Source organism: Spirosoma harenae, assembly GCF_054776975.1.
Genome location: NZ_BAAHBD010000008.1, coordinates 271165 through 289887, shown reverse-complemented (window position 1 = coordinate 289887; position 18723 = coordinate 271165). Strand labels below are relative to the sequence as shown.

The window sequence follows — 18723 nt, the reverse complement described above, 5'->3', positions numbered from 1 at the left end:
AAGATGAGGTAGGTCAGAAATTGAAGAAAAACGTTGGCTAAAAGATAATAAACAGAAACTAGTGTAAAGTTTTCCAAACCGGAAATGTCTCACCTACTGTGAACTCCGACTGATCGGAAGGTAATTCCATAAAACCATCGGCCGCTAATAAATTGGCAAAATCGGCGGAACCAGAGCCTGGAAGTGGATGCGCGAGCGTACGGCCGTCGGATTCTGACGTTAAATGAACCGGTAAGAAATAGGTAATCGCAGGCTTGAACACTACAGGTTCTGCTAATTGCGCATAACGAACAGGTATAGAGGCCAACCCCAGCGATGCCTGCAAATAAGGCAGTACGTACCGATAAGCACATAATACTGTCGATACCGGATTGCCGGGTAAGGCGAAAACCGCTTTGTTATTAGTCGTGCCGAACCAAAGTGGTTTGCCCGGCCGCTGGTCTATTTTGTGAAAAAGCTTCTGTACTCCTAAACTGGCTAATACAGCCGGTACAAAGTCTGCTTTTCCGGCAGAAACACCCCCGCTTAAAATCAGCAGATCATTCGTAGAGAGAATTTTCTCCAACTCAGTATGCAGAACGGCCTCATCATCGATAATATGGTGAAGTGTGGCCTGAACACCCAGCGAGGATAGTGCAGCCCTAAGCATATACGTATTAGAACGGCGAATCTGATAAGGCAGGGGCGTATCAGCAACATCGACCAATTCATCACCGGTAGAAATAAGCGCCACCCGAGGTAGGGTTGTTACCGTTAGGGTAGCCTGCCCGACCGAAGCGGCAACGGCCAGAGCAGACGGCCCCAGTCTGGTTCCGACAGACAAGAGTTCATCGCCAGCCCGACGGTCAGTTGCCTGAAGATGAAGTTGCTGCCCAATCTCTACGCCCGTACTTGTTATGGTCGCCTGCCCATCCTTAATCATCACATCTTCGTAGCGAACAACTGTATCTGCACCTATAGGTAGCATTGCCCCTGTCATGACTTCGAGACAAGTATTCGCTTCAACAAGCGTTTGTTGAGGCTGTCCGGCTCGTTGCATGCCTACGATCTGGAATGTTCGAATACCAGTTGAATAGTCGTCAAATCGTATAGCAATTCCATCCATCGCTACCCGATCAAATGGCGGGAAATCGCGATCAGCATAAATAGACTCACGCAGGACACGACCTGTTGCGTCTATGAGTGAAACCGTTTCTGACGGTAGGGCAAGCAAATGATTTTGCGTAATGGCGAATGCGTCGGCAACAGATAGCATGACTACAAATATGAATTAGGACCGGGCTGGCGAATCCAGTGATAAATGATGAATTTTGGCCTAAAAGATGCAATCTATTCATCATTCCCCAAAATGAACTCGTTTTCTCATTTAAATAAAGAAGGTAATCCTGCAATGGTCGACGTGGGGGCGAAGGCCATTTCTCGACGGACCGCTCGTGCGCAAAGTATCGTTGCTTTAGGCGCTGAAATCATGCAACACTTAACGGGTCAGGATATTACCACGAAGAAAGGGCCTGTTTTTCAAACGGCGATAATTGCCGGAACGATGGCGGCCAAACGCACTGACGATCTGATTCCACTTTGTCATTCGCTTGGCTTGGATAATTGCCAGATCTCGATTACAACCGAAGGAACCAATGCAATTATTGACTGTCTGGTTTCTACTGAAGGGAAAACGGGGGTTGAAATGGAAGCATTGGTAGGGGCATCCGTAGCTGCTTTAACCATATATGATATGTGCAAAGCCTTCTCGCACGATATAATCATTAAAGAAACGAAGCTCATGGAAAAAACGGGCGGTAAACGCGACTTTCGACGTGAGTAAACTGAACGGACTTATTCTGACAGGTGGTCGCAGTACACGAATGGGGGAAGATAAATCGCAATTAGTTTACCATCATAAACCCCAGCGTGAACACTTGACCGAGTTATTACGGCCCTATTGCAGCGTTGTGTACTGGTCTGTCAACCTGGCACAGGAAGCTGATTTGGTCGCATGGGGGCATCTACAGCTGCGAATTGTCGATTCGTTTGACGCAGCCAGCCCTCTTAACGGAATAGTGTCTGCTTTCGAATACGACCCAGCAGCAGCCTGGTTTGTAGTTGCCTGCGATATGCCACTTCTGACCGTACAATCGCTCGACGCTTTGGCAAAAGGTCGTAATCCCGCTAAACTGGCCACCGTGTTTTATGATTCTGATGGGAAATTGCCCGAGCCCTTACTGGGCATTTATGAACCAGCTTTTGGCCCAATTTTGCAAGAGGCTTTTACCGCTGGACAGATTTCTCCACGTCAGATTCTGCAACAAAATGAGATCGAATTACTAACGGTGCCCGATGTTCGCGAATTGACCAATATCAATGATCCGAAGACCAGAACTGAGCTAGACTTGTGAACATAGGGTTGTTATTCAGGTTCATAGATAAAATCAATTTGTATGAATCTCGTTCGACATTTGCTATTGGCTGCCGGGTCGTTTCTATTTGGGAGTGCTGCTACCGCGCAACGGATCACCCCTGCCCCGACACTACGGGAATTTAGCGAGCAGCGTATTCGGCATCAGAAAACGCTTGGCCTGACATTAGGAAGTTACGCATTGGCCAATATAGCAATTGGCGCAATAGGGGCTAGCCAGACAGTGGGCGAGACGAAGTCGTTTCACAAAATGAATATGTACTGGAATCTGGTAAATCTTGGGATTGCCGGAGCCGGCTTTCTGAGTTCGCTTAAACAGAATGCTGATCAGGAAACGTTGAGTGATGCTGTTCGGAAGCAGGAAACCATGAAGCAAATTTTGCTACTTAATGTGGGTTTGGATGTTGCCTATGTAATTGGTGGCGGCTATTTACGCGAAAGAGCGGATAATCATCCCGACAAGGCTGACCAACTGCGCGGGTACGGAAAATCGATTATGCTGCAGGGTGGTTTCCTGTTTGCCTTTGATCTGGTAAACTATTTCATTTTCAAAAATAGGGGCGATAAGCAGGAACGAATATTACTCGGAGCTAGCAAAAATGGTGTGGGATTGGTAATGCCAATCAGGTAATCCTCAGCAAACCAGAAATTGCCTGTCAAGGCGAACTAATCAGTATTGCCCGTCGTTCTGCGATAATTTACCAATCTGAACTGAGCAATGCAGTCTCATTTACAACCGTTTCAATCATTCATTTCCAAAGCAATTGATTATATACAGCAAGACGAAGATGCTGTAGGTTTAGCCGTGGGCGGTTCCTGGTCATCTGGTGAGATGGATGATTATTCAGACCTTGATCTGGTGCTGGTAACAACTCAAAAAATTGCGCCTGATCTTGAGAAAATGCAGGCCTATGCTGGGAATTTTGGAAATATGCTCGCGTCTTTTCGGGGCGATCATGTGGGCGAGCCAAGATTGTTGATTGCACTGTATGATAACGCGTTACTGCACGTCGATATCAAGTTTGTTACGCCGGATGAATTTCACCATCGGGTCGAAGATCCGGTTATTCTCTGGGAGCGAGATCAGGCGTTAACAACAATTATTGAGCAATCAACAGCGCAGTATCCACCTTTTGATTTCCAGTGGGCAGAAGATCGCTTCTGGATTTGGTCGCATTATGCCGCGCTCAAAGTGGGGCGGGGCGAATATTTTGAAGCCATTGACTTTCTGGCTTTTGTCCGCAATGCCGTACTCGGCCCGATGATGCACCTGAAACATGAGAGTTTGCCTCGTGGTGTACGTCGGGCGGAAACTACGTTTCATATAGATGAACTTTCCTGGCTTCGTAAAACAGTAGCTACACCCGATCGAACGATGTTACTTAGCAGCTTGTGGGAAGCCATGTATCTCTACGAATCGTTGCGGGATAGGCTGGCTCCCGAAGGATTTCGCAAAAATAGCACGGCCCAACTTGCCGTTACAAAGTATATTGCCGCTCTTTAATTTCCGTCAGAAATGGTCAAAGGTGGTTGGCGATTTGTACAGTTAGTTCCTAATCACCTCTGAGCGCCATTATCTATATATGATAAAAATAACGTTTGTCAGATCTAACAACTTTTGACTGAATGATAAATCAGGACGACTATTTTATACGGGAAGCCATTCGTCTGGCTCGCGAAGGGATGAACAGTAATCAGGGAGGGCCTTTTGGCTGCGTCATTGTGCGTGATGGTGAAATCGTTGGGAAAGGTTGCAATCGAGTTACCTCGACTAATGATCCAACAGCCCATGCGGAAGTAGTAGCGATAAGAGATGCCTGTCAGAATCTAGGTACATTCCAGTTAGACGGTTGCACACTGTATGCTTCCTGCGAGCCTTGTCCTATGTGTTTAGGAGCTATCTACTGGGCGCGCCCGAGCCGAATTGTGTATGCCGCCATGCATTCCGATGCCGCCAACGCTGGCTTCGACGACCAGTTTATTTACGAAGAGTTGGACAAGCCTTATGATCAGCGCCATATTCCCATGCAGCAACGCTTGCGAGACGAAGCCGACCAAGTTTTTCAGGAGTGGATAGCCCTGGAAAAGCGAATCCCGTATTGACAGATGATGTCTTTCTAAAAAGCCGTACTTTTGCAAAAAAAGCAGTCGCTTCCCGAACTTTCCAGAGCGACTTTCTAAACAGACTACGTCATGCCAGGAATGGAATTTTTTGGAGCCGAAGAGCGCAAGGAAATAGCCGATGTGCTGGAAACCGGTATCCTGTTTCGGTATAATCACGAAGCGCAACGAAACAATATTTACAAAGCCCGTGAGTTCGAGGCCGAAGTCGCTAAGGTTGTAGGTGCGAAATACGCACATGCCGTTTCGAGCGGTTCTACCGCCGTTTTGTGCGCGTTGGCTGCGGCTGGCATTGGTGCAGGCGACGAAGTGATTGTTCCACCTTTTACCTACATCGCTACCGTAGAAGCAGTCTTAATGATCGGGGCTTTGCCCGTTTTTGCCGATATAGATGATACACTTTGCCTGAGTGCCGAGGGCATTCGGAAGGTGATTACGCCAAAAACCAAAGCAGTTTGTCTGGTACACATGTGCGGACAGATGGCCGATATGCGAACCATCATGAGCGTAGTTCAGGAGCATAACCTGATTCTGGTTGAAGATGCAGGTCAGGCAATGGGGGCGAAGTATCAGGATACGTATACAGGACTTTGGGGTAAAACCGGAGCTTACTCGTTCGACTTTTTCAAGATTGCTACGGCAGGCGAAGGCGGGATCATGGTCACCAACGACGAAACGGCGTATAAACATGCCGATTCCTACTCTGATCATGGTCACGATCACGTAGGTACAAACCGGGGTATGGAACAGCACCCGATTCTTGGTTTCAACTACCGCATCAGCGAATTGCACGCGGCCGTAGGATTGGTACAGACACGCCGGGTTCCTGAGATCATCAAACGGAACAATGTGCATAAGAAGAAGCTGATGTCGGCACTGAGCGCGATTCCGGGCGTATCCTTTGCGCGTATTCCCGATGGTGATGGCGATTCGGCTACCTTCCTGAATATCTTAATGGAAGATACGAATTCGGCCCAACGGACTGTTGCCGAACTGAATGCTGCTGGCGTAGGAGGTTTCAATTATTGGTTCACGAATATGTACCACTTCATTAACCAGTGGGATCATATCAAACAAATGCGAACCGCTTCGGCATTGGCTATCGAGAAGTTTGGCGCTCCTCAGGATTACAATAATTTGGACATCCCCAATGCCCAAGCCGTTATCGGCCGATTGATTTCGTTTGGCATCCGAGCTTCGTGGACAGATAAAGAAGTCGAAAAACTGGCTGCCAATATCGAAGCCGCCATCCGGAAAGCAACATTAGTCGAAGCGTAAAATTTTATCATAAACGTATGTCAACGACTGCTTTATTGACCGAAATAAAGTCTCTTCCTCCTGAATTGCGTCGGGAGGTTGAGGACTTCGTTGCGTTCCTACGGACTAAAATACAGCGAGTTACAGAACTAAAGGAGCGGGAATTTGGCTACGCAAAAGGTAAAGTACGAATGTCAGATGATTTTGACGAGCCATTGGACGAATTTAATGAGTACATGTAATGCGGCTATTGCTTGATACCCATACGTTGCTTTGGTTTTATAGTGGTGATGAAGCTTTACCAAAAAATCTAAAGCAACTAATAAGTGATCCTGCTAATCAGTGTTATATCAGTATTGCTAGTTTATGGGAGATAACCATCAAGGTTGGTATTTCTAGATTAGATATTGGTGGTCCTATCTCGGAATTATTTAGTTTTTTAGAACGTAATAAGTTCTGGGTATTAGCTATTGAATTTGAGCATTTGGTACAATTACAGAAATTTCCGAATCATCATAAAGATCCTTTTGATCGACTCATTATTGCACAGGCAATAGCTGAAGATTTACCAGTTGCTTCAAAAGATCAATTTTTCAGCCAGTACGATTTAACAATACAATGGTAGCGACACCAACACAAACCACGCATAAAAATTTTAAAGGCATCGAGAAAACCGTTTTCGGGCGGGGAAGCTTTTCGCAACTCGATGAAATTCTGGCTCCTCGACGGGCTGATAACGAAGGGTATTTCGTTTTTCTGGTCGATAATTATTTTAAAGGAAAACCTCTCGAAGAGCGTGTTCCGGCGCATTCTGAGGACCTGACGTATTATATCAGCGTAGAAGAACACGAGCCGACCACCGAGCAAATTGATCAGCTACGGGATGAGATTCTGGCCAAGAAAGGATTGCCATCGGGGGTAGTAGGCATTGGCGGTGGTAGTATCATGGATATTGCCAAAGCCCTCTCGCTTATGCTAACCAATGAAGGCTCGTCGACGCTTTATCAAGGCTTGAATCTGATTAAAAAGCCGGGTATTTATCACGTAGGCGTGCCTACAATTTCAGGAACAGGTGCTGAAGTATCGATGACCGCTGTACTGACTGGGCCAGTTAAAAAACTCGGTCTCAAATGTGAATGGACCGTTTTCAATCAGGTTATTCTCGATCCCGAATTGATTGCTTCGGTACCTCGCAACTGGTGGTTCTATACGGGTATGGATACCTATATTCACTGTGTAGAATCGGAGAATGGGCGGATGAACAATGCGTATTCCCACGCCTATGCGGAGCAGGCCATGAAACTTTGCCGGGAAGTTTATCTGGGCGATCAGTCAGGCCAAACGACTGAGAATGACGATAAATTGATGGTAGCTTCGCTAATGGGTGGATTGAGTCTGACCTATTCAGAAGTGGGTGTTTGCCATGCATTGAGTTACGGCCTATCGAAGATTTTAGGTACTCGGCACTGCTATGCCAACTGCCTGATCATGAATCATCTGGAGGATTACTACCCACAAGGGGTTGCTGAATTCAGACACATGGTGGCTTATCATCAGATTGATCTCCCACAAGGCTTATCGAAAGACTGGGACGATGACACCCTGACGAAAATGGCACACGTATCGTACAACCTGCCGCACATGTGGCTACACGCTATCGGCGACAATTGGCAGGACGTTATTACTATTGATCTGCTGAAAGACCTGTTTCGTCGGTTGTAAATAAAGCACCCTTGCTGGTAAAAGGATGAGAAACTGGATCAGAATCGCACTTATTGTGCTGGCCGTATCCGTAAATATCGGATGCGATCAGGTATCAAAAACGATTGTGCGGGATAAAGTGAATTATGGCGAAAGTATTCAGCTTTTGGATGATCACCTAATCCTTACGAAAGTTGAAAATTCGGGTGCGTTCCTGAGTTTAGGCGATGAATGGCCGCCATTGCTCAAGAATATGTTGCTTCTTATTCTGCCAATTGCCGCTATAATTCTAGGATTCATCTACCTGCTTGTTAAGTTCAACGCACCGCGCTTATTTGTCGTCGGAGCGAGTTTTATTATCGGGGGAGGGATTGGCAATCTGATCGACCGGATAATCTATGGGTCGGTGACGGATTTCCTGCATATCACTTTCGGAGTTTTTCAAACCGGTATCTTCAACATGGCTGATGTGTCGGTCATGGTTGGGGCCGGATGTATTCTGCTGAATTCGTTTCTGCAATCGCAGAAAGATGACGGCCAATTAACGTAAAACGGTAAAAATCAATGTCTCAGAAAATCGTTCGCGTTGGCGACATCGAGTGCGGGTCAGATGAGTTGTTTCTCATTTCGGGACCCTGCGTAATTGAAGACGAAAAAATCATGATGACAGTAGCCGAACAACTCCGGGAAATCCAGGAGCGTGTCGGTATCAAAATCATCTATAAATCATCGTTTCAGAAGGACAATCGTTCTAGTCTGAATTATTACAATGGCCCCGGTCTCGAAAAAGGAATTCAGACGCTGGCCAAAGTAAAAGAGCAATTCGGCTTCCCCTTGCTAACAGACGTGCATTATCCAGATCAATGTGCGCCCGTTGCTGAGGTAGTGGATGTCATTCAAATTCCGGCTTACCTGTGTATGCAAACCATGCTGGTTGTAGCGGCTGCCAAAACCGGACGCGTAGTCAATGTCAAACACGGCCAGTTCCTGGCGCCGGAGAATATGAAACATCCGGTCAAGAAAATTGAAGATTCGGGTAACGATCAAATTATTCTGACGGAGCGCGGCTATACATTCGGTTACAACGACTTAGTAGTGGACCCGCGCAGTTTCTACCACATGGCGCGCACTAATTATCCCGTTGTTTTTGATGTAACGCATGCCATTCGGAAATACGGTATTCCATCGGCCGATGCGAAAGGCGGAGCACGTGAATACCTGCCTGTATTGGCTCGTGCTGGTGTAGCGGCTGGTGTTGATGGACTATTTGTCGAAACCCACACCTGCCCTTCCGAAGCACTTTGCGATGCGGCCAGCCAGTTAGATATACGCTATCTGGAAGAGTTCCTGAAACCGCTGCTTGAGTTGCACGCTGTCGAAGTGAAATACCGAAATACGTTGCCAGAACTAGCTTAGTGATGTATTGTTGAAAGATATATGATGTATTTGCCAACTTATACATCATATATCTTTCAACATACATATTTTTTATGGTTGACATTGAAAAAATCTTCACCAATCTTGGTGGTCAATTTATAACGCCTGTTAATGAATTAGCCCAAAAACTGAAAAAAGTACGGGCTATCGTATTCGACTGGGATGGCGTATTCAACGATGGGGTCAAGACGGAAGGCGGTAGTAGTTCGTTTAGTGAGGTTGACTCAATGGGAACGAATCTGTTGCGATTCGGGCTTTGGCTACAGCATAAAGGCCAGTTGCCGATTGCGGCCGTTATCACTGGAGTAGACAACGCCTTGGCCGAAACCCTAGTACAGCGAGAACATTTTCATGCCTATTATGCACAGGCCAAGCATAAAATTGATGTACTCCATCACTTGTTGGACCAGCATCAGCTTCAACCTGATGAAGTCGCTTTTTTCTTCGACGATGCGCTTGATTTGTCAGTGGCCGAAAAAGCGGGTGTACGCATTATGATCCGTCGGAAAGCGAATCCGTTATTTATGAATTACGTCATAAATAACGGATTGACGGATTATATTACAGCGAATCAAAGTGGTCAGTTTGCCGTACGTGAAGCCACTGAACTCCTTTTAGGTTTATTAGGCCAATTTGAAACGGTCATGAACGAACGACTTCGTTACAAGCCTCTGTATGACCAATATTACCAGCAGCGACAGGCTATCGAATCAACATTCTGGCGAGTAGGTGCGGCCGGTCCAGAACAGAAAACATACCAATAAGATGATAATTGGAATCATTCCGGCCCGTTATGCGTCGACTCGATTTCCGGGGAAGCCACTGGTTGATATTGCGGGTAAATCCATGATTCAGCGCGTGCTGGAGCAAGTAAAGCAAGCGACGTCATTAGATAAAGTTGTTGTTGCAACGGACGATGAGCGAATTGCTGAAGCAGTTCGGAAACTGGGTGAAGAAGCGGTTATGACACGCACCGACCATCCGAGTGGAACCGATCGGTGTTGGGAGGCTTATGATCGACTTGTTGCGGAAGGGCTTGTGCCGAGTGGCAGTGATTATATTATTAACATTCAGGGCGATGAACCTTTTATTGATCCTATTCAGATTGACGAATTAGCTTCCATTCTGGATGGATCAGTTGAGTTGGCTACGCAAATGGCTTCCGTTGATTCGGCGGATGTCCTCCATGATCCAAAAGAGGCAAAAATTGTCATCAATAGCCGGAAGGAAGCGATTTATTTCAGTCGTGCAGCCGTTCCGTATCTGCGAAATATCGAGCTCAACCAATGGCATCTGCATCATACCTATCATCGACATGTGGGTATGTATGCCTACCGGGCCGATATACTCGAACGACTTACTCAATTGCCGCCTTCTGCACTAGAACAAGCGGAATCATTGGAGCAACTGCGCTGGTTAGAAGCTGGTTATCGGATTAAACTGATCGAAACAACGTACGAGAGTTACTGTGTCGATGAGCCTGACGATATTCGGAAAATTCTTCAAATTCCTTCAATAGCTTCCCGATTCGGTACCTAATTTGTTAGCCTATGTCATCACATCATATTGTTCGGGATAAACAGGAACCCGCACTATTGATCGCCAATGGTGAAGCTTGCCAGCCTGAATTGATCGGTCAGTTATTGGAGTGGAATCCGTTTGTCGTCGTGCTTGATAGTGCTGTTTGGCGAGTGTTTGAATTAGGTATCAAAGTCGATGTGTTGCTGGGTGATTTCGACCGGAATCTAGATTTGGATGCAATTCGTGAACAGCAGTATCCGCTGGAAATCATTCATACGCCCGATCAGGAAAAAACTGACTTGCAGAAAGGTATCGAATTGCTGATTGAGCGGGGCTTTCCGGCGGTTAACATTGTCTGGGCGACAGGTCGCCGGGCCGATCACACCCTTTTAAACCTGACTAGTATTGTACAATACAAAGAGCAGATTCGGATTGTGATGCTCGATGATTATTCCAAAATCTTTCCGCTCGTCGGCCGATTCGAGAAATGGTATGAGGCTGGTACAATCATTTCGCTTATTCCGGTAGGTACTGTAACGGGCTACACCTCAGTCGGTTTAAAATATAATCTACAAGACGCTACGCTCACGATTGGCCATCGTACCAGTGCGAATAATGAAGCTGCTGAAGATGGTTTTGTGAAAATCGAAGCGAAATCGGGCGATTTATTGATTATGGAATGTTGGGATTAAGGAAGGCGATAGAAACGATATTGGAATAGGATTTAAAAGTCAAGTTACTTTTAGGTTCAAGTAAAGTCAAATGGCCATAATTCACACGAACAGCCTTTGCTTTATGAATGAATCTGCCTTGAACCAACTGACAGTGAGTCAGCTAGCTGACTTTGCTCGTTCGTCGACTTTATTTTTAGCTGCAACGCATTGCAGAACGGCTAAGCTGGAATTATATTACATAGAAGGCCAGTTTATTGAACTTAGCTATCGCTTAAAAAAGCTTTCGCAGCAACCAGCAGATTGGCAATTATACTCGGCCAATCATTTTCCAAATACTTCTGCCAACACCAAATATCTGCACATTTATTTGCGACAGATCCAATTACCTATCTCCTTGTAGACTTTCTCGAAGTAGATGTGCAAGCCATGAGCAAGTGCGATCAGCATAAGAAAAAGTAACCAAGGTTGTGTTAGCCCTGCTTTTTGTAATCCCGTTGTAATAACTCCGTTATGAATCAGATAAAAAGCGTAAGAACTACGCCCTAAAGCTTGCATAATGGGTAAGGAAAGCCAATGATTAATACCCGAACTGCCGATCAATAAGCCCTGAAAAAACAAGCTGATTCCCAGAGGGAAAATGTAATTGTAGACAACAAACTCGTTCCAGAATGCGTAATAAGAATCGCGGTTGAGATAGGAAGCGATGGCTTGCCATAGTAGGCAAATAATGCTGATTATTAGCCCTGTATGTATAGGTTTTGAAAAGTCAGGAAGTTGCTTTTTATCCCATCGACGAGCCAGCTGCATACCCACAATAAAGTCAAAGCCTCGTCCAAAAAAAGTATAAAAAGCAATGAATTGGAGTTGCGTGAATAACTCACTTTTGCCTGAGCTTGATAGCCAGCAGAATAGTAGGCCAATACCCCACAGATAGGCAGTAAGTAAGAATATACCCCATCGTTTTAAGACAACAAACAGGAATGGAGCCAGCAGGTAAAAACAAATTTCGACGGTGAGGCTCCAGCTTTGTGGGATTCCACTAAACTTATAACTGGTAAATAATCCGTTTAATAACGTCAGATTAAGGATAGTTAGTCGCCAACTTATTGGTTGATTGAAAGCTATCCGCAAACTGATTGTCAACAGCAGAGTAATGAAGTATAGCGGAAAGATTCGATGAAAGCGCTCCGCTAAATATCGTCGCCAGGACCAGTTTTCCTGGGCAAAATACTCGTTTGCATAACGGTGATAGATCAAAAAGCCGCTAAGGACAAAAAAGACAGATACACCGATATAACCCTGATTAATTAACTGATGAGTGAAAGTGCCGGGTCGTGCTGGATTATGATGGTGCCAAAACACAAGGTAAGCGGCTACTGCCCGAATACCCGTTAAAGCCGGAATATAATCAGCAGATATCGTTCTTTTGAGCGATGATAACGACTGTGTAATAGAGGTTTGGATCAACGTGTAAATAAGATACGACCCTGTAGTCGGGCGCTCTGGTTGTCGCTAACTGGTGCGGATAAATCGATTGTTTCTGGAATGGTAAGTTTGTAGAAGTAAATCCCAGATGGTAATAGATTTCCTGAATTGTCACGTCCATTCCATACAAATTCGCTTTGTCCAGTATGGGGAGCGGTTGTGAGTTGTCTGACAATTCGCCCGGTTAAATCAGTAATGGTAAGTGTAAGCTTATCAGGGAGTTGATTGTGTATGAATTGTATCGAAAAACGCACCTGTTCTCGGAATGGGTTAGGGTACACAGTAAGCAAAAGCCGTTCTTGATTAGCTGTCGGATTTATCAGATCTGCTGGCAACTGTAAGGGAAATAATCGAATTGCTGGATCACCTTGTAACACCATTTGTTGACAGTTAGCTAACGTAAGCTTGTCAGCCGATTGGCTTAAAACACGCCGAATCGTTTCCTGCTGAATTTGCCCAATGGATTTGTATCGTTGTGTATTATCGGTTAGTAGCTGGTAAAAGGTAGTGGTGTACGGATGCATGATATCGGCGTATCCCAAATGGCTGTGTGCAATGGCAGCAATTGCTCCTCGGTTTGGGGCTAGAACCCAGTCGGTAGCAAGAGTAGGGCGACCAAAAAAGAAGTTGCCAATCGCGCAACCATTGATGAGTAGGAGTGGATATTTGCTTTTATTGTGATAACCTAATTGATCGTTGGTGCAGAGCCCTATTTCCAGATCAGTCGCGTCTAACCCCGAATGACCAAAGAAAGTTAGCAGGCGAACTCCTTCATTAACCGCTTGAACAACCGTAGATGATTCGACGGGATCAAGCGTTGTTTTACTTAATCTATGTACCTGCGCACCCAACGACGATTTAATAACCTGTTCCTGGTAGGCATCAACCAGGTGACGAAATAGATTGAGCTCACCAGCCGTCTGGCCACCACTGAGATGCAGGAATTTTTTCTGCCAAAGCGTATCAGAGGTTGGTTTTTCGTACTCCTTTACTTTCTCCAGGTAGTTGATAACTTCCTGTGGTGTAGCTGCATTAATCCGGCCAGTAGGCAGGGCAGGTACATCTGGTTCGCCATCAATTAACCCGGTGGTAAATGCACCATCGGAGCCTGGAAATCCAGCCGTCATCACCTGATCTAGCTCTGACTGGTGCGGATTTCGCCGGATTCCGGGCGTGCTTCGACTGCGACCTGCCAGCAGTAAAAACAAGGTGCCTTTCAGGTTTTGCCTGATCATTTGCCTGGTAAATCGCCGGATCGCTAATGGATGTCGCTCGCCATAGCTGTACTGATCAATCAATTGCTGCATCGTAACGGTCAGTGTGTCGTGACCTCCCCCGATTGCCGTAGCGCGATAAGCGGCATACGCCCGAACGGCATTTTGTACACTATCTCCCGTTGCTAATTGGCCGGGATTCATTAAGGCTTCGTGACTGATAATCAAATAAGTTGGTTTTCGATTCGACCAGTTAGTGAAGTGTACTGACTGAATACTGGGCACCATCGTTGGCGTACTTACGGCCAAAATAGTTCGACTAGTCTCCGTTTGATGAACGATCAGGCGGGCTGAATCGGCTGATAGCCAAGTGGCTCCAATACGGATAGGGGCGTTTGGATCGGTAATATCCCAGAAACTCGTGTTTGGTAATAAATCGGCTACTTCAAGTCGAGATCGTCCCACAGGATTGGCTTCGAGTCGAAGTATATGGAAGGGCGATTTGGTCAAAGTTAGTTTTTGCGGATACCGGAGTCGGATATACGAAACAGAATACGGATCGGTCGACGTGTAGTTGCCTCGCGAAACGGTTGAGACAACTAGTTGCCCATTCAAATTTACAGATGACCAACCCGCACTAAATTGACTGTGAGCTGTAATGTAGCCAGCAAATCGGATACTATCCTGAACGAACTGATTAAGCGTAGTCGGTCCAAGCAGATAATCGATACGATGATTGGTAATATCCCTTCCGATCAACTGGATATCTACTTGTGGATTCGGTCCATTTCGGATCGGATCAGTCAGTTGAAAGGCATTGTGGAATGGTTTGTTTATTTGCTGAATAATACCTGTGTATCCCTCACCGGCTTCGTAATAACTGGATTCCGACTTATTCGATAAACCAGCAGGCCATCCTGGATAATCATCCGTAAAAAGTCGTAATTCTTCAGCCCAGTGGTAGGTTTCCGGGGAAAGATTTGCAAACGCGGTATCCGTGTAAGCTTTCATTCGTCGACCAGGTTGCCCATCTAGTAGCCAGGTCAGAAAATAAGCCGTTGCATCGCTAAAAAGACTGTAATAGGTATGTGGCTGATCCTTGTGTGGTCGATAGAGTAATGAATCCTGTGTGCCATCATTCCGCTGCCCGAAGAATTCCAAATAATCCCTTGCATCGAACTGATTATCCTCTTCTCCGTCTACATAAATCGCCTGTTCGGTCCCCCGGTGAAACAACTGTAGGCTTTTGGGGTCAATTTGATCTATGGGAAATCCCCTTTGTTTCAACTGTGTTTTTGTAATTCGATAAAGCCCGGTTTGCGCTATAGGAATTTTATAATAGGTCTGGGTATAATTGATCCAGCGAGTCGGATCGGGGTCCTTGTCAATTACTTGAGAAGTTGCGGGTAATTGACTGATAGTTAGCAGAATAAATGATGCGTAAACGGTCGTGCGGAACATATAAAAATAAACTAATTCCGCTTAGACGATTACAAACGTCAATAAGTAACCTAGTCGGGAAAGCTATCAGGATATTGGCTTAAGAAATACGGGTTATTGGCTAAATCGTCTAACAATTTCGTATTTAGATTCGTTAATATGTAGCCAGGTTTTAAACTTCTCAGTTTATAAACCATAGCCAAATAACGATAATTGAGACAGAGAACGGCCATCTGACCATAGAACAGACCCGTATTTCCGTCGACTTTAATCCATAGACGCTATGAAAACGAACATGAAAGTATTGGCATTAGCGGGTTTATTGATTCCCGCCTTTTGTACCCTTGATGCAGATAAGGCCACAGCACAAGTACCCGGTCCCAGAAGGGTGGTTGTAGTTCCTAGCGCTCCGGCAGTGCGACAGGTATGGGTTCCGGGCCATTACGTCCGTCGAGGACGAGATTATATTTGGGTAAATGGTTTTTACCGGACAACTCCTGTTCAGTATGCCACCTATTCAAAACCAGCCCGATACAAAACCTGGAATCCCGGTTATTGGCGACAGACCAATCGCGGGCGAGTTTGGGTTGATGGATACTGGAGTTATTAAACACTTATAAAAAAAAGGTCCTGAGCTTAACTCAGGACCTTTTTTGTGTATAAAGTGGAACCTTTTACTATAATACGTATTGTTCGAGATTAAGCGAGTACAGCTTCGAGTTGTTTTACAAGCTGGAGTTCACTATGAATTTTTACTTCTTCACCCAACGCTAACCCCCCTGTTTCCAGCACACCATTAAAATTAATTCCAAAATCGGTACGGTTTAGTTTCCCTGTGACCGTAAAGCCAGCTCGTACACCACCCCATGGGTCTTTCGTAATACCACTGTATTCGACGGCCAATTTGACGGGTTTAGTAACCCCTTTCATCGTTAAATCACCATAGACAGAAAAGGTATCCTCATCCAGCTTCTCCACTTTGGTCGATTGAAAATTTAACTGGGGATAGGTTTCTGCTTCGAAAAAGTCTGAGTTGCGCAGGTGATGATCCCGTTGTTCATTATTCGTATGAATGGAAGCAATCTCTGCGGTAGCCCGTATCTGAGCCGTACTGAAGTCGTCATTCGTTGTGTCGACCTCCACCTGGAACTGTTGGAAAGAGCCCGATATATTGCTGATCATTAAGTGCTTGATCTTGAAACCTAATTCGCTGTGTGTGGGGTCAAGGACCCATTTGGAAGTTGCCATATTCTTGGAAAATTATTGACTTGAACTTGTTGAATAAATGCTTTAGAAATGGCAGGAAACAGAGTCGTTTCCTGCCGTAAATAGTGTAATGCTTACAGGAGAATCCGTTGTGCTGCCGGAACTGTCGAGATATGGTTCATTTTGCCCTGTCGGTAGTCCTGATAGAGCCGCCGAATGTCGTCTTGCGTATCACCAATGAAAGGGCCATGCGACACAATAGGATCTCCTTGCGGCTCTCCAGCGTATAAAATAATTCGGGCTCCGGCTTCACCGGCTGTCAGGCTGAGTTCACTCAACGTCTCTTTTGTATATTTATCCAGCCAGCCCACTTGATTCTGGCGTAAATCTTTGCTGTCATCGCCGACTTGTACATTGCCGTCAAGAGCATACAAAAAAGTGGTGTATGTGGCAGGAATGTGCTGTACCGTAGTCGCTCCGGGTTGTAGGCGGATATCAGCGATAATAAGCGGTGTATAATTCTTAATTGGCGAAGTAAGACCTGCCAGGGAACCACTGTAGACCTTTATTTCTACACCATTCTTTGTTATCGTGGGTACGTTCTTCAATTGAAGATCCTGCACTCGAGGCTCGGCCCAGCGATCTTTTTTGGGCAGATTCAGCCATAGTTGCAACAACCGCATCGACGCATTTCGCTCGATGGTTTCGGTATGGATGATACCACTCCCGGCAGTCATTAGCTGTAAATCTCCACCCGTCATTCGATGGGCACCGTCGCCCATTTCGCCTTCCAGCAGTAACGACACCGTTTCAAAACCGGCATGCGGATGAGGCCCTCCAGCTGGCAGAGCATCCTGTTTGTTAAGCTTGTCATCCATCAGAATAATAAATGGGTCGCTTTCCGCAAAACCGACCTGAATGACTGGGCTAGCCAAATGACCAGCACCTAAAAACCCCGGTTGAGTAGGAGGGGTATATATATTGACAAGTTTTCTATGAACGTTCATGGTATTTCGTGTTTAGAGAAGGCCGTAAATTTTGCCTTCATTGATGATGCAAATTTACGTCGTATACTATACATTTGTAAGTACTATACTCTAGTATAGCCCTATACTCCAGTATAGTGAACTTTGCAAAATTGTCAGTTGAATAATGCTGTTTACATAGTATGGAAGCTACAGAACTAAAGCATGAAGAGTGTGTCAGTATTTTGCGCCCTGTACGGGATGCCCTAGACGTATTGAACGGCAAATGGAAACTGCCGATCATTGTGGCGCTCACCTTTGGGGAGAAACGGTTTGGCGAAATTGCTAAAGAGGTACACGGAATTACCGATCGAATGCTCTCTAAAGAATTACGGGATATGGAAGTCAACGGGTTAGTGAAACGGACGGTGTATGATACTTACCCGGTCAAAGTCACCTATGCGCTAACTCCACATAGCCAAACTCTTGGTGGCGTTATTGAATCTCTCCGTAACTGGGGAGAACTACACCGGAGAAAGATACTTTCCGATGATCTGTAAGAGTAACCGCGGAGCTTTACTTATAGTATTGACTCGTCGTTCCTTCTGAAGTAGCGTACGATCGAACGACTGGAAATTAATACCGAAGCGGTGTTGAATGGAATTGATGACCATTCAACACCGCTTTTTTGCCATTGATACTGAAAAACAGATAAAAACTAAAAGGTACCTTGCATCGCATAGTACCTTTTAGTACCTTTGATGTATTAAATAGCGGAAGAGCGAAAGCGCCAATGAGTGATTTCGCAATAAGGTGTTCATAACTCCGTATCCACACTTTCGCTCGCTCACTTTTTCATCGAAAACGTAACATGAATATTGAAAACGCTCAAGTGCAAATGCGGAAGGGCATTCTGGAGTTCTGCATTTTGCACATCATATCGCGGGGCGAAGTTTATGCTTCCGATATGCTCGACGAGCTGACCTCCGCCCGAATCATGGTTGTGGAAGGTACCTTGTACCCACTATTGACCCGATTGAAAAATGCCGGTCTGCTCGATTATAAATGGGTAGAGTCTACATCTGGACCACCTCGTAAATATTACATTCTGACCGAATTAGGTCGCAGTTCGTTGGAAGCACTCGATGAAACCTGGCATGAGCTCGCCGAATCGGTAAAGGCAATTGTCGATAGAGCTGAACAGTATAAGAAACCGGCAAACGGTTCGACCCCGATTATACCAGTTCCCGATTCTACCAATCCATCCACCAACGCTTAACCTATTCGAT

Annotated in this window: 22 protein-coding genes; 17 read left to right on the top strand and 5 right to left on the bottom strand. The window is 45.6% G+C overall.

The features are described 5' to 3' along the window. Nucleotides 1–58: 58 nt before the first annotated feature. Nucleotides 59–1255, bottom strand: a complete 1197-nt coding sequence (locus ACYVE4_RS09555; RefSeq protein ID WP_461039373.1) for a molybdopterin molybdotransferase MoeA — start codon at nucleotides 1253–1255, stop codon at nucleotides 59–61. Nucleotides 1256–1348: 93 nt separating this feature from the next. Here ACYVE4_RS09555 and moaC point away from each other — a divergent pair, with 93 nt between their 5' ends. The 14 genes from moaC to ACYVE4_RS09485 all read left to right on the top strand — a co-directional run bounded on the left by moaC (nucleotide 1349) and on the right by ACYVE4_RS09485 (nucleotide 11142). Continuing rightward, nucleotides 1349–1822 (top strand): cyclic pyranopterin monophosphate synthase MoaC, encoded by a 474-nt coding sequence (moaC, locus tag ACYVE4_RS09550; protein ID WP_461039371.1) that lies wholly within the window; start codon nucleotides 1349–1351, stop codon nucleotides 1820–1822. Next, nucleotides 1815–2393: an NTP transferase domain-containing protein gene (locus tag ACYVE4_RS09545; protein ID WP_461039369.1), complete on the top strand. Its 579-nt coding sequence runs from the start codon at nucleotides 1815–1817 to the stop codon at nucleotides 2391–2393. Before moaC ends, ACYVE4_RS09545 begins: the two co-directional genes overlap by 8 nt. Nucleotides 2394–2435: 42 nt before the next feature. Continuing rightward, nucleotides 2436–3044 (top strand): DUF6992 family protein, encoded by a 609-nt coding sequence (locus ACYVE4_RS09540; protein ID WP_461039368.1) that lies wholly within the window; start codon nucleotides 2436–2438, stop codon nucleotides 3042–3044. An 87-nt stretch (nucleotides 3045–3131) separates the two neighbouring features. After that, nucleotides 3132–3917, top strand: coding sequence for a nucleotidyltransferase domain-containing protein (locus ACYVE4_RS09535; protein ID WP_461039367.1), 786 nt, complete (start codon nucleotides 3132–3134; stop codon nucleotides 3915–3917). A 122-nt stretch (nucleotides 3918–4039) separates the two neighbouring features. Further along, nucleotides 4040–4516: a nucleoside deaminase gene (locus ACYVE4_RS09530; RefSeq protein WP_461039365.1), complete on the top strand. Its 477-nt coding sequence runs from the start codon at nucleotides 4040–4042 to the stop codon at nucleotides 4514–4516. Nucleotides 4517–4606: 90 nt separating this feature from the next. Beyond that, nucleotides 4607–5812, top strand: coding sequence for a DegT/DnrJ/EryC1/StrS family aminotransferase (locus ACYVE4_RS09525; RefSeq protein WP_461039364.1), 1206 nt, complete (start codon nucleotides 4607–4609; stop codon nucleotides 5810–5812). Between the two features lie 17 nt (nucleotides 5813–5829). Further along, nucleotides 5830–6033, top strand: a complete 204-nt coding sequence (vapB, locus tag ACYVE4_RS09520; protein ID WP_461039363.1) for a type II toxin-antitoxin system VapB family antitoxin — start codon at nucleotides 5830–5832, stop codon at nucleotides 6031–6033. Then, nucleotides 6033–6416, top strand: coding sequence for a type II toxin-antitoxin system VapC family toxin (locus tag ACYVE4_RS09515; protein ID WP_461039362.1), 384 nt, complete (start codon nucleotides 6033–6035; stop codon nucleotides 6414–6416). Before vapB ends, ACYVE4_RS09515 begins: the two co-directional genes overlap by 1 nt. After that, nucleotides 6410–7513 carry an iron-containing alcohol dehydrogenase family protein gene (locus ACYVE4_RS09510; protein WP_461039361.1) on the top strand — a complete coding sequence of 368 codons (1104 nt, stop codon included), beginning with the start codon at nucleotides 6410–6412 and terminating at the stop codon, nucleotides 7511–7513. The genes ACYVE4_RS09515 and ACYVE4_RS09510 overlap by 7 nt, the downstream gene beginning before the upstream one ends. A gap of 25 nt (nucleotides 7514–7538) precedes the next feature. Beyond that, complete coding sequence (gene lspA, locus ACYVE4_RS09505) at nucleotides 7539–8042, top strand: signal peptidase II (protein WP_461039359.1); 504 nt, start codon at nucleotides 7539–7541, stop codon at nucleotides 8040–8042. A 14-nt stretch (nucleotides 8043–8056) separates the two neighbouring features. Beyond that, the gene (gene kdsA / locus ACYVE4_RS09500; RefSeq protein ID WP_461039357.1) at nucleotides 8057–8908 is read left to right on the top strand and encodes a 3-deoxy-8-phosphooctulonate synthase; all 852 of its coding nucleotides are present in this window, start codon (nucleotides 8057–8059) and stop codon (nucleotides 8906–8908) included. Nucleotides 8909–8982: 74 nt separating this feature from the next. Next, the gene (locus ACYVE4_RS09495) at nucleotides 8983–9693 is read left to right on the top strand and encodes a phosphatase (RefSeq protein ID WP_461039356.1); all 711 of its coding nucleotides are present in this window, start codon (nucleotides 8983–8985) and stop codon (nucleotides 9691–9693) included. 1 nt (nucleotide 9694) lies between these two features. Next, a complete protein-coding gene (gene kdsB, locus ACYVE4_RS09490) occupies nucleotides 9695–10468 on the top strand; it encodes a 3-deoxy-manno-octulosonate cytidylyltransferase (protein ID WP_461039354.1) in 774 nt (257 codons plus the stop codon). Between the two features lie 11 nt (nucleotides 10469–10479). Further along, a complete protein-coding gene (locus tag ACYVE4_RS09485; protein WP_461039352.1) occupies nucleotides 10480–11142 on the top strand; it encodes a thiamine diphosphokinase in 663 nt (220 codons plus the stop codon). A gap of 345 nt (nucleotides 11143–11487) precedes the next feature. Here the strand turns inward: ACYVE4_RS09485 and ACYVE4_RS09480 are convergent, their stop codons facing one another. Then, the gene (locus ACYVE4_RS09480) at nucleotides 11488–12591 is read right to left on the bottom strand and encodes an acyltransferase family protein (RefSeq protein WP_461039351.1); all 1104 of its coding nucleotides are present in this window, start codon (nucleotides 12589–12591) and stop codon (nucleotides 11488–11490) included. Continuing rightward, nucleotides 12588–15284 (bottom strand): putative type IX secretion system sortase PorU2, encoded by a 2697-nt coding sequence (gene porU2, locus ACYVE4_RS09475; protein WP_461039349.1) that lies wholly within the window; start codon nucleotides 15282–15284, stop codon nucleotides 12588–12590. Before porU2 ends, ACYVE4_RS09480 begins: the two co-directional genes overlap by 4 nt. A 262-nt stretch (nucleotides 15285–15546) precedes the next feature. On the opposite strand from porU2, the gene ACYVE4_RS09470 reads away from it, so the two are divergent. After that, entirely contained in the window at nucleotides 15547–15873 is a 327-nt protein-coding gene (locus ACYVE4_RS09470) for a hypothetical protein (protein WP_461039347.1), read from the top strand. 89 nt (nucleotides 15874–15962) lie between these two features. Here the strand turns inward: ACYVE4_RS09470 and ACYVE4_RS09465 are convergent, their stop codons facing one another. Continuing rightward, entirely contained in the window at nucleotides 15963–16511 is a 549-nt protein-coding gene (locus ACYVE4_RS09465) for a YceI family protein (protein WP_461039346.1), read from the bottom strand. 92 nt (nucleotides 16512–16603) lie between these two features. Further along, nucleotides 16604–17476, bottom strand: coding sequence for a pirin family protein (locus tag ACYVE4_RS09460; RefSeq protein WP_461039344.1), 873 nt, complete (start codon nucleotides 17474–17476; stop codon nucleotides 16604–16606). A 161-nt stretch (nucleotides 17477–17637) separates the two neighbouring features. Between ACYVE4_RS09460 and ACYVE4_RS09455 the strand changes: the two genes are divergently transcribed. Together ACYVE4_RS09455 and ACYVE4_RS09450 are read left to right on the top strand one after the other, a co-directional pair. After that, entirely contained in the window at nucleotides 17638–17994 is a 357-nt protein-coding gene (locus ACYVE4_RS09455; RefSeq protein ID WP_461039343.1) for a winged helix-turn-helix transcriptional regulator, read from the top strand. A 311-nt stretch (nucleotides 17995–18305) separates the two neighbouring features. Next, complete coding sequence (locus tag ACYVE4_RS09450) at nucleotides 18306–18713, top strand: PadR family transcriptional regulator (RefSeq protein ID WP_461039341.1); 408 nt, start codon at nucleotides 18306–18308, stop codon at nucleotides 18711–18713. Nucleotides 18714–18723 lie beyond the last annotated feature (10 nt).